At 36.7% G+C, this 11942-nt stretch carries 9 protein-coding genes and 1 tRNA gene; 7 read left to right on the top strand and 3 right to left on the bottom strand.

Annotated elements, in window-relative coordinates:
• From ASJ81_RS04455 to ASJ81_RS04440, 4 genes are all read left to right on the top strand, one after another.
• Positions 1-960, top strand: a 960-nt coding sequence (locus ASJ81_RS04455) for an IS66 family transposase (protein ID WP_095642794.1), incomplete at its 5' end; no start/stop codon positions are given.
• Positions 961-2058: 1098 nt separating this feature from the next.
• Entirely contained in the window at positions 2059-2388 is a 330-nt protein-coding gene (locus tag ASJ81_RS04450; protein ID WP_095643433.1) for a DUF2551 domain-containing protein, read from the top strand.
• A 35-nt stretch (positions 2389-2423) separates the two neighbouring features.
• The gene (locus tag ASJ81_RS04445; protein ID WP_095643432.1) at positions 2424-2825 is read left to right on the top strand and encodes a hypothetical protein; all 402 of its coding nucleotides are present in this window, start codon (positions 2424-2426) and stop codon (positions 2823-2825) included.
• A gap of 283 nt (positions 2826-3108) precedes the next feature.
• Positions 3109-3181 (top strand) — tRNA-Gln (locus ASJ81_RS04440).
• Between the two features lie 425 nt (positions 3182-3606).
• Here the strand turns inward: ASJ81_RS04440 and ASJ81_RS04435 are convergent.
• Entirely contained in the window at positions 3607-4185 is a 579-nt protein-coding gene (locus ASJ81_RS04435; RefSeq protein WP_095643431.1) for a hypothetical protein, read from the bottom strand.
• A 1236-nt stretch (positions 4186-5421) separates the two neighbouring features.
• Between ASJ81_RS04435 and ASJ81_RS04430 the strand changes: the two genes are divergently transcribed.
• The 3 genes from ASJ81_RS04430 to ASJ81_RS04420 all read left to right on the top strand — a co-directional run bounded on the left by ASJ81_RS04430 (position 5422) and on the right by ASJ81_RS04420 (position 10517).
• Positions 5422-7815, top strand: a complete 2394-nt coding sequence (locus ASJ81_RS04430) for a glycosyltransferase family 4 protein (protein ID WP_095643430.1) — start codon at positions 5422-5424, stop codon at positions 7813-7815.
• Between the two features lie 131 nt (positions 7816-7946).
• Entirely contained in the window at positions 7947-8981 is a 1035-nt protein-coding gene (locus ASJ81_RS04425) for a glycoside hydrolase family 130 protein (protein WP_095643429.1), read from the top strand.
• Between the two features lie 195 nt (positions 8982-9176).
• The gene (locus ASJ81_RS04420) at positions 9177-10517 is read left to right on the top strand and encodes a glycosyltransferase (protein ID WP_170943188.1); all 1341 of its coding nucleotides are present in this window, start codon (positions 9177-9179) and stop codon (positions 10515-10517) included.
• 196 nt (positions 10518-10713) lie between these two features.
• Here ASJ81_RS04420 and ASJ81_RS04415 read toward each other — a convergent pair whose 3' ends face one another.
• Both ASJ81_RS04415 and tnpC read right to left on the bottom strand, forming a co-directional pair.
• Positions 10714-11013, bottom strand: a complete 300-nt coding sequence (locus ASJ81_RS04415) for a hypothetical protein (protein ID WP_245859788.1) — start codon at positions 11011-11013, stop codon at positions 10714-10716.
• Positions 11014-11233: 220 nt separating this feature from the next.
• Positions 11234-11942 (bottom strand): IS66 family transposase (tnpC, locus tag ASJ81_RS04410; RefSeq protein WP_141241575.1); only part of this gene is annotated, 709 nt, incomplete at its 5' end.

Genomic DNA, 11942 nt, shown 5'->3' with positions numbered 1-11942 from the left:
CCTTATCAGCAGATTGATGATACAGGTGCAAGAGTCAATGGTGTCAATTATTATACTCAAATTCTTTGTAATCCTTATTATACTGCTTATTTTACAGTTCCCAATAAAAATAGAGAAAATGTTTTAGACGTGCTTTTATGTGGAAAAGAAAAAACATACTGCTTTACTGATGAAGCATATAATCTGATGAAAACGTTTAATGTTTCCCAAAGTTGGATGGAAAAACTCTCGTCTTTTAAAAACAAAATATTCAGTGACGAAGAAATGCGTCGAAAACTGGATTGTGTTTTCTCACTTAATGGATATAAAACTACTAAGAAGAAAGTCCTTGAAGCCTGTGCAATTGCGGCCTATCATCAAAGTAAAGACATACCTGTGGTTACCACACTTTTAAGTGATGATGCACGTCAGTTCAGGCAAATTGCATATCACCATGCTCTTTGTTGGATTCATGACGGTAGAAACTACAAGAAATTAAGGCCAATAGTTCCGTATCATAAAGAAAAGCTGAAAGCTTTTCTGAACAGTTACTGGAACTTTTATGGTGAGCTTTCTAAGTTTAGAATAAAACCAGATTCAGAGGTAGCGGAGCAATTATCCGTTAAGTTTGATCAGTTGTTTTCTACCAAAACAGGATATGAACAGCTGGATGAAAGAATCGCTAAGACAAAAGAGAACAAGGAACAGCTGTTAAAGGTCCTGGTCTTGCCAGAGGTTCCGCTGCATAACAATGCAGCGGAACTAGCGGCGAGAGCAAAAGTCAGAAAAAGAGATGTGAGCCTTCAAACCATAACAGAGGAAGGAACAAAAGCAAATGACACATTTATGACGATTGTTCAGACAGCAAAGAAACTGGGTGTAAGTGCATATCAGTACATATGTGATAGAGTTGGCGGTACATTTGGGATGCCATCTCTGGCTCAATTAATCGGAGAAAAAAGCTCAATAAGCAGAAATTGAGAGCTTTCCACTCAATTTGAAGAGGATACCAAATTATATCTAAACACATTAGAATAAAATACTCATTTTGTAAAAAAATCTTCGTTAAAAACTAAATAGAGGATTAGATTAGCTAAAAAACTGATTACACTGATAATTTGTGTAACCTATTTTTGATTACGTTCATACAATTTCGATTTCTGAGTTTTAGTGCTGCCTGTTTTAATATCTATATTAAAATGAATCAAGTAATATTAATCACTACAAAGGTATCACTACGAAAGTATGCTTTTTATTCTTAAAACCGTGTAAAACCTTAAAAATGGAGAACATATAACTATTAGTATTAATTCCCTTTTATAAAAATTTATTACTTCAAAGATACTGGCATTTCATCTATTCATTTTTCACTCATGTCTCTTTGACTATCAATCACGTCTCCTTATTGTCAGCTTTATCTCCTTACTATTAGTCTCATCATTTTCATACAAATTTCACCATTTCAATTTTTATTTCAACACTCATCCATTGCAACCTAAAATTTCTATCTTGTTCTTTACCTTAAAACTTTATAATGAAAGAAATCTGTCGCATGACAAATTATTAGAGGTTTCCATAATAGATTAATCCTTTAACTTTAGGCTTCTTATTGTAATTCAAAAAATTGGGTCACTACTTAGAACAAGTAAATATTGGACCATTAAAAATTAAGCCTTTCCGGGAAATTAAACGCAAACTTAATATGTTATTATAAGAGAATAAGAGTGCATTTAAATAAATATATTACGTAAGTGTTCAAATTTACTCTCAAAAAATAAGAGCTTTTTCAATTTAGACATATGTATGTCTTTTACTAAAAATTAAAAAATATATAAAATTGTCACGTTTATAACGAAGCAGATTAAAAATATTTAAATTGCGTCAGGTGCGGGTGGAGCACAAAAACCGATATATCAGAGAAAGAACATAGTATGTACAAAAACTGGATTTGAAGCAAAGTAAAATTGTTTATGGATATCAACTTTTTTGTGTCCATCCCCCTCACAACGAATAAATTTAAAAATCTATATATAGATCTATAACTTACATAGTTTACTACATCAGTAAAGGTGGTAATTAATGGTATCCATCCGAGCTAAAATTAAATCCAGGTTAGAGAAATTTCTAGAAGTTGATTCCAGTGGATATCGAAGGGCAATCCTGTGTATCTTCATCAAGGTAAAAAAAGCGACTATTGACGAACTGCATGAAATGCTTGCAAGTAAGTATAACGTATCTCGGAATACAGTCGCATCCATGGTAGGGTATATCCATTCGAAGCTTGGAATTCTAAGAGCGCATAAAGAATCCTATAAAACTCCTATGGTTTATCTTTTGAGAGAAGAATATATAGACCTGCTAATGAAAATTGTAACTTCACCTAAGTCATCTGCTGAGTTTACGACTTGAAAAGTTTACTATTCACCCAAAACGTCTGATGGACAATGTCACTCGTTAAAAACGCACCCAGAACGGCAACAACTATTGTCGTAAGATCGGATTCCAATTCTCGAATAAGCCACTCAAGGGATCCATATTACACCCTTATGCGGCGCATTTTTCAAGAAGACGCTACTGCTGTCAGAGGTCAGAAGTTCCTGACTATAATAGAAGAACGTCAGGCTTCAGGAAGTGCAATACGGACTGATGAATGGAAAAACCTTCTTGAAGAACTTCAGATAGGGCGAGCCTCATTCTATGCGATGCGCAACAAGCTGCTTGGAGCCGGATTGATTTCGATAAAAGATAAGGAGTACAGGCTTTCAGGTCAGTTTTCAAAAGATCTTTTAGACATGGCCCGCTGGTGGTGGACTGCAGTTCTCAACCAGTCTGAGGAAAACCTTTAAAGGAATAATTCTCTTATTTTCACTCAACTTTAAAACATTTTATTTTAACATCTCATCCTAATATCTCATTTTAACATCTCATTTTAACATCTCATCCTAATATCTCATTTTAACATCCCATTTTAACATCCCATTTTAACATCCCATTTTAACATCCCATTTTAATATCTCGTTTAATTTTGAAAGTTCAGGCACTTCAGCCGAAAGGTATTTATATAAAATCTTCCTTTAGAAGATACGCTTCAGGGCGAAAGAAATGCGCCCCACAACGAAAAATCATAGAAGCCCGGTAGTGTAGTGGTCAATCATGCGGGACTCTGGATCCTGCAACCTCGGTTCGAATCCGTGCCGGGCTATACACAAATCTGAATAAATTACTTTTTTGATATGAAGATTAGAGTTTCTATTATAGCTTTTACGTTAGAATTTTTATGTTAGAATTTCTATTTTTATCTAATATTAAAGACTCAGTACCAAAATCTAGTGATGAATGTAAAACTCAAAATCACTAGATTTTATAAATGGTCACCATCCATGTAATACAACTTAGTGATTCAAGTCTTTAGATAGCGAATATCGATTTTGATAAAAACTGGATTCTTCTTGCTAATTAAGACTTTCTATCAAAAATGCAAAAATCACTGGATTTTGGAACAGAGTCATATTAAACATTAAATTTTATATAAATTATTGACAAATATACAATTATATATTCAGCTTGGAAATTAATTGAAAAAACTCAGGAGTAACTAAAAGTTCTACTATGGTCTTCTGTTATAGTTTATAAATCTCCAGCTCTCAGTTCTGCAATATATGGATCATAAGCTACTGTTGAGCTGCCCGAACAACGTGCAATGTAATAATCTGCAACAATACAAGCTTGCTGCTCGCGATTATACTCACTGAAATGACTTTTTTCTCCAGCCCTGTATGTGTATCCTTCACTTACCTGCGCATAAAATGCCTCAACCAGATATTGCGAGCCTGTAGATTCCATCTGCGCGATATGAGTTAATTCATGTATAAGCCACTTCATATCGGAGCTGCCTGCTGTAGTGTTGAGCTTTCTATTAAAGTTGATTGTATGAAAGGTTGTAATCCCCATACTTGAGCATCTTTTCAGCTTTGTCCCCAACCATGCGAGAAATGAAGCTTCATCAATTTGCACCTTCCGGTAATTAATTCTATTTCCAAATATGCTTCTAGCTTCCTTTTCTTCTATTGCTGTAAGACTTCGGGTATTAGTTTTGACAATTTGCCATAAGTTATCCATAAACTCAGGGAAGGCATACGTATCGAGAATTTTTGCGATAATCCGGCCAAAATTTACAGCAAGGGATAATAATCCATATCTTATCAATTTGTATAAACCCCCTCTCTGTCAGGAAAGGTTTTGACGGTCTTCAAGACAGCTTTCAAAAAACCATCTTTTTTACTATTTTTTCTCAGGCTCCAATTCCTTGTCTTCCAATCCCAGCCACTTGAGTTCTAAATCACAATTTCTATATGCACTATGCTGGAAAGCACAGTTAATTACTTCAATTTACAAAGTGCTTGATGCTCTTCTTGAAGTCGTAAGCCTGCATCCATGCTAAAAACACAAGTTTTTCTGATAAAAGCTCGTCGTTGATAAATAAAAAATGACTTGAAAATTATGTATCCAGAGAAAGAAAATTAAAATTGTAGCCTCAGGATATTAATGATCATCAATCCTAAAAGTTATGATAAACGATTAAGAGAAGATTTTTCTGTAGAACATCACCTGGAAGAATATCCTCTGAAATTTTGGGTGGTAGAGCCTGTTTGCTGTAGTTCTTATCTGCAACGCATCGATTAATTTATTCTAAAAACTTTTTCCCTATTTAACTTTCGGCACTCTTCAGCTTAGAAACTGACATTCTCCTGTTCTAAAAACTCAAAACTATACTTTTATTTTATAATTCATCATAAATACTAAAGTATATCCAGATTTGAACAAAGCCACTATGGTTAAAAAAATTAATACATATAAAAAAATTTTAAATGTGGTACAGAAAAAAATATTCTAACAGAAAAAAACTGAACAAAAACTAAAGTTCAGTATTGAAATGGTGCTGATTATGAAAAAGCCAGGATAGTAAAGTCATTTTATAGTTCCTCAGGCATTATCTTTCCACAATTTTCTTTTGATTTCTTCTATTAACACAAATAATTATATTTATAAATAATGTTAAATAGCATCGAATACAATTATTAGATCAAATCAGCATTTTATTACGTACTTTGTTGAAGTTTAGCAAAATAAGTGATTGAGTGGGGACCATAAACATATCATTGTTTAGTAATCACTGAACTATCAGCGATTATCTGTATCTAGAATATTATCTATACCTAGAATAGTTATATTTTATGGACTATTGGCTATATATTTTGTATGCAAGTACCATGTTTATAAAATACACACATAGTTCTTATTACAAATAAATACATCTGTTATCCAAACTCTAAGAATATAAGTATTTTACTAATGCCATTTTATAGTGAATTTATATGTATAACTAAAAAACTATATAAATAAAGAAGGCAACTGACTTACTTTAAGTTTGGGGGGTATTAATTGAATAAGCAACTGAAAGTGTTATTTATAGGGACCTATGTTCCAAAAGAATGTGGGATTGCTACATTCACATTCGATCTTTTAAACTCAGTATCCAGGGAAGACAATGACGTTCATTGCGAAGTAATTGCTTTGAATGATCCCTCTGAGACCTATGATTATCCTGAAGAAGTCGTTTTTCAAATACAGAGGGACAGGATTGAGGATTATTACCGGGCCGCGGATTTTATAAACCAATCTGACACCGATATCGTATGTCTGCAGCATGAATTTGGGCTTTTCGGGGGAAATGCGGGAGACTATATTTTTGCTCTTCTTTCAGGAATCAACAAACCTGTAATAAGCACGATGCATACAATAATTCAAAAACCTGAACCTGAGTACAGAGTATCCACGGAAAAGCTCATCAGATATTCCGAAAAGTTGATTGTAATGAGCCAGACTGCAGTCGGGATGTTAAAAGACATTTATAAAGCTTCTGAGGATAAAATCGAATTAATTTTTCATGGAGTACCTGACTGCCCTTTTAACAACTGCAGTAAGTATAAAACGAAATTGAACCTGAAAGGAGATCCTCTTGTCTTAACTTTCGGCCTGCTGAGCCAGAACAAAGGTATCGAAAGTATGCTTGATGCTCTTCCTGAGGTCGTAAGCCAGTATCCTGACCTCGTTTACCTAGTCCTGGGTGCTACGCATCCTGTAATTAAAAAGAACTTTGGAGAAGCATACAGGCAATATCTTCAGAATAAGGTCTCAGAACTTGGACTTGAAAAAAATGTAGTGTTCCATGACAAGTTTGTTGAGAAAGAAGAACTTTGCGATTATATCCTCGCCAGTGACGTTTACGTATCTCCTTATCTTTCCAGAGAACAGATAGTAAGCGGTGCTCTTACCTATGCAATTGGTATGGGAAAGGCAATAGTTTCTACTCCATACTGGTATGCCCAGGAAATGCTTTCCGACAGGCGTGGATTGCTTGTAGATTTCGGGGACACAACTGGCTTTCGAGAATCTCTTTTGCATTTGATAGAAAATCCAGAAGAGTGTGATAATATGCGCAAAAAGGCATATGATTTTGGTCGAAAAATGACATGGAAAAACGTAGGTAAACAATATAATATGGTTTTCACCAGGGCTTTAAAGAACTACAGTGCCTACTCCACTATGAAAAAGTTTAATTTCCTTCCAAACCTGCTGCCTGAAGTAAAACTTGATTATCTGAAATTATTAACCGACGACGTGGGCATTATTCAGCATACCAATCTTGGCGTACCGGCTCGTCATTACGGGTACAGTACCGATGACGTAGGCCGAGCTCTTGTTGCACTGACACAGTTAATAGATAACCAGAAGAAAGCCGAAGAGTTGTGGAAGTTAATTACCACATACCTGAGTTTTCTTGAACATGCCCAGACTGACACAGGCCACTTCCATAACTTCATGAGTTATAAACGGGAATTTTTGGATGAGAAAGGCAGTGAAGACACTCTAGGACGTGCTGTCTACGGACTTGGGCATGTGGTAAGCTGCCCTTATCTATCAAAAAATATACGCACGCTTGCCCATACTCTTATTAGTAGAGCCGGACATGAGATGGGGAAACTTGTCTATCCAAGGGCGAAAGCCTATACAATGTGCGGTTTGTATGAAATGCTCAGGACTGGTGTGGATGCCGATGAGTTTGAAGTGGTCTTCAACTCGCGTAGGGATGCGGTCAAGTCCATAGATTCCCTTATAAGTAAAGATACATTTGAGTCTACATTTATCAACCATGCGAACTCTCTGGTAGACCTGTATGAAGCTAACCGTAAAGAAGACTGGAACTGGTTCGAACCTACAGTAACCTATAGTAACGCAAAACTCAGTGAGTCTCTTTTACTGGCGTACAACTACACCAAAAACCGTACCTATCGGAAGGTCGGTCTTGCAACCCTTGACTTTCTTACTGAGATTCAGTGGAAAGGCGACTTTTTTGATATGGTCGGAAATCAGGGCTGGTACTCTTACAATGGGGAAAAGCCTATTTTTGACCAGCAGCCTATTGAAGCAGGTTATCTGACTCAAGCTTATATTTCAGCTTATGAGATTGTACGTGACAGGAAATATCTGGAACTTGCAAGATATTCTTTTGAATACTTCCTTGGAAGAAATCGTTTGCAAACTGTTATGTATGATTATTCCACAGGCGCGGTCTGTGATGGGCTCAACCGCGATGGTATGAATTGTAACCAGGGTGCGGAATCCATAGTTTGCTTCCTCATGGCTTTAAGCTCTTTAAACAAGCACATAAATAAAGCTCTCAGTACGATACTGCAATCCAGGGTGAGCGATGAGGTTGATGATGAAACCCTGCAGAAAAGAAAGAGCTTTTTGTCAGCAAATCAGGTAGAGTGAGAGAAGAAAATAAGAGTTATGATTTTGGGATTGAGAAAATAACATATCTGAAGTAAAATAACATATCTGAAGTAAGAGAACAACGCAATCTAGAGAGTAAGAGAATATAATATTGGGGATGAAAGAATAATATGATATGGAAAGACCATGGGGAGTTATTTGTAAGATACAATCGGAATCCTATATTAACCGTTGACGATTGGCCTTATAGGGCCCACTCAGTTTTTAACCCTGCAGCTGCTATAGTTGACGGTATAACCCTGTTACTGGTCAGGGTTGAAGATCACAGAGGTTTTTCTCACTTTACAATAGCAAGGAGTGAAAACGGAGTCGATGGCTGGGAAATTGAGCCTGAACCGACCTTTGCTCCGGATCCTGTAAACTATCCTGAAGAGATATACGGTATCGAAGACCCACGCATAACCTATATAGATGAGATAAAAAAATGGGCTGTGGCATATACAGCTTTTTCGGATTCCGGTCCCTTAACTGCACTTGCCTTTACCGAAGATTTCCGGAATTATGATCGAATAGGAGCTATTATGCCTCCTGAAAACAAGGACGCTGCAGTTTTTCCTGTAAGGTTTAACGGCAGATGGGCAATGTTACACAGGCCTGTATCTAGCATTGCGGGTGCAAAAGCAAATATCTGGATTTCTTTTTCGCCTGATATGAAATACTGGGGAGATCATGAGGTTCTTCTGTATGCCAGAGAAGGTGGGTGGTGGGACGCGAATAAAATAGGCCTGTCCCCACAGCCAATCCGTGTATCTGACGGATGGTTAATTATGTACCATGGGGTACGCCAGACAACATCTAAAGCAAGTTATCGGCTTGGACTGGCTCTTCTTGATCTTGAAGACCCCAGAAAAGTGCTTCACAGGTCTGAAGGATGGGTTTTCGGACCTCGTGAAATGTATGAACGCAGTGGGGACGTTAATGATGTTGTTTTCCCTTGCGGATGGGTCTTAGTGGACGATGAAATTCGCATCTACTACGGGAGTGCGGATACTTCCGTGTCGTTAGCTACCGCAAACGTGCAAGATGTCCTGAAATATATTCACGAATGTCCTGAGAAACAGTGCCCTGATGAATACTGCAGGTGGTTTGAAGAGGATATAGAAGATTCCACTGATCCGAAAAGGGGTTATTCAAAATTAAAATAAAAATTAAAAATAAAAATAATATAAAAAATAAAATTAAAAATAATATTAAAGACAAAATCAAAAATAAAATTAAAAACTGATCTTTAAAGTTCTAAATTAAAATGTTCTAAATTAAATACTGAAAGCCGAAATGTAAAAAATAAAATTAAGTTTGGGGATGTAAGTGATTTTGGGGGTATTAATATAAGAATTGCAATGTTGTCTCCGATTGCTTGGAGCACGCCACCTAAAAAGTATGGTCCCTGGGAATCTATTGTATCTTTATTAACTGAAGGATTGGTAAAAAGGGGTATTGACGTTACATTGTTTGCAACAGCAGATTCTCACACAGCGGCGAAACTTCATGCTGTTTGTCCGAGACCCTATGAAGAAGATAAGGATATAATAATAAAAGTGTATGAAGGACTGCATATATCAGAAGTTTTCGAGAGGGCAAAAGAGTTCGATATAATCCATAACCATTTCGATTATCTTCCTCTGACCTACAGTGGGCTTGTCGATACGCCTGTTGTAACAACAATCCATGGTATTTCTTCACGGAAAATTTTGTCTGTATATAAAAAGTACAATAATAGAACTTTTTACGTATCCATAAGTGATGCTTACCGATGTCGCGATCTGGACTATATAGCAACTGTTAGGCACGGAATTGACATAGAAAGCTTCCACTTCAATGAAAAACCACAGGATTATTTACTCTTTTTATCACGCCTGCATAAAGACAAAGGCGTAAGAGAAGCAATCGAAGTTGCAAAAAAGAGCGGTAGAAAACTTAGAATTGCTGGTTTCATTGCGGATCAGACTTATTTTGAAAAAGAAGTTCAGCCCTTCATAGACAATAAACAGATCATTTATGAAGGGCATATTGATCCTGAATTTAAGAAGGAACTCCTGTCAAATGCCTATGCTTTGCTGCACATGATTAATTATGAAGAGGCTTTCGGAATTGGCGTAGTTGAAGCTATGGCCAGCGGTACACCGGTAATTGCAATGAACAGAGGTTCAATGCCTGAACTTATCCGGGATGGAGAGACTGGATTTCTCGTCAATAGCATTGAGGAAGCTGCCAAAGCTGTACAAAAACTTGACTCCATATCCCGCAAAACCTGCCGGAAAAGCGTGGAAAAACGTTTTTCGGTTGACAGGATGGTAGATGATTACATTAAAGTATATGAGACCATCTTCAAAAAATGCAAACGTGAAGACGAAAGGCCCTGGGGCTTTTATGAAGTGCTCAGGCAGAGGCCTGGATATAAGGTCAAAAGCCTCACTATCCTTCCTCAGGGTGAAATCTCACTCCAGCGCCATTTTCATAGAAGCGAGCACTGGTACATTATTAGTGGAGAAGGACTTGTAACTAAAAATACAAGTCAGATCAGGGTTCTTCCTGGAGATTCGGTCGATATTCCGGTGAACGAGGTGCATAGAATTAAGAATATAGGCGGTCAAAACCTTGTTTTTATCGAGATCTCTCAGGGAGACTATCTTGGAGAAGATGATATTGAAAGACTTGAAGACAAATATGGGAGAGCTTGAGTAAATTTGTGCATATCTAAAATGTTTCCTTTTTATAACAGAATGTTTATTTCTTACAACAGAACGTTTCTTTTTTACAATAGAATGTTCCCTTTTTACTATGTTTCTATTTTTTTCCGCATCTCTTCAGATTTTTAGGAATTTTCCCATTTATAAGATCCCTCTTTTTACATTTCTGCCTCAACTAATAAAAAATTTAATCAGGACATTCTGAATTGTTATAGCAATTCTTCACCTGAGCCGCTACTTCCTCACCCAGCCTTTCAGAGACATTTTCTATAAAAAGCTCGATATACTCGAGTGGTACGCAGCCAAGACTTTCTTCTCCTGATAAAATGAGCCTGACAAGGTACTCAAGGTCATATCGAGTTAGTAGTTTTATTCTCCTGAGAAAAATCCTGAGCATCTTTTGCATAGTGGTTTGCCAGTGGAGGGAGTATGGAACGATAAGCCATTCCTGAGCCTGAACAGAGATATCCTTCGCACTCCAGTGCAACGGTTTTCAGAATGCCAATGTCCGTTTCTGAGAGTAGTCTTGCCATGATGATCACCATTGATAGATTAATTTATGTTTCGGAGATGTTTCAGAGATATATAGATGCATTAGAATTATATTTCAGATACAGTAGATGCATGCAGCTGGAATTTCAGACATAGAACATATACAAAATAAATAAATAAATAAATAAATAAATAAATAAATAAATAGTAACTATTCAGGGTATAGTTAGCGGCGCTCCTTTGAGCGCCGCGAGAATACCCTCTAAAACAGGTAAACCATTCTTTCTTATTGTTGAAATATATGCTCTAATTCTGCAGAAAGCTTCCGCTCCTCGTGCAGTTCTGAAAGTTCCTGATATTTTCTGCTGTAGCTTCATCATCCTGACATCTCTTTCTGCTTGATTATTCTCAAACGGAACTTTCAAGTCTGTCAGGAATCTCAGAATCTTGTCTTTATGTTCTATAAACCTATCAAGCAGATTCCTTGCTTTGGTTTTTGGATTCTTACCACGTTTTCCTCGTTTTTCAGGATTTAAAGAAGGTGGATTTTCTTCAATTCCTTTCGCGACTACAGCATTGAACCTTTTTTCTAATGCCTTAACTTGTTCAAAATCTAGATTTTTGACCTGCTCTTTACACTCATCAGCATACTTTTTCATTTCAGACAACAGCTCATTCATATCTTTAGCCCATTGCTGTTTATAATTCTCTTCAATTCCAGTAAGTTCTCTCTGGAGATGAACATTGCAAAGAGCATGATCACAATTATAACTGTTGTAAGGTTTCCATCCATCGTGAACTGCTACCCCTTTAAACTCTGGAAGAATTCCCATAGCATCAATAGCTTCGGATCCTCTTTTTGCATGAGTAAAATAACAGGTGTATTTGTCAGTAGAAGCTACATGAAGCCAATGTCTTTTTCCT

This window comes from Methanosarcina spelaei, assembly GCF_002287235.1.
GTDB lineage: Archaea > Halobacteriota > Methanosarcinia > Methanosarcinales > Methanosarcinaceae > Methanosarcina > Methanosarcina spelaei.
Note: the sequence above shows the minus strand (reverse complement) of the source record. Positions and strands in the feature narration are given on the sequence as shown.

Excerpts from the sequence above, each read along its gene's own strand:
- ASJ81_RS04450 (WP_095643433.1), top strand. The coding sequence starts at position 2,059 with ATGGTATCCATCCGAGCTAAAATTAAATCCAGGTTAGAGAAATTTCTA.
- ASJ81_RS04445 (WP_095643432.1), top strand. The coding sequence starts at position 2,424 with ATGTCACTCGTTAAAAACGCACCCAGAACGGCAACAACTATTGTCGTA.
- ASJ81_RS04425 (WP_095643429.1), top strand. The coding sequence starts at position 7,947 with ATGATATGGAAAGACCATGGGGAGTTATTTGTAAGATACAATCGGAAT.
- ASJ81_RS04420 (WP_170943188.1), top strand. The coding sequence starts at position 9,177 with ATGTTGTCTCCGATTGCTTGGAGCACGCCACCTAAAAAGTATGGTCCC.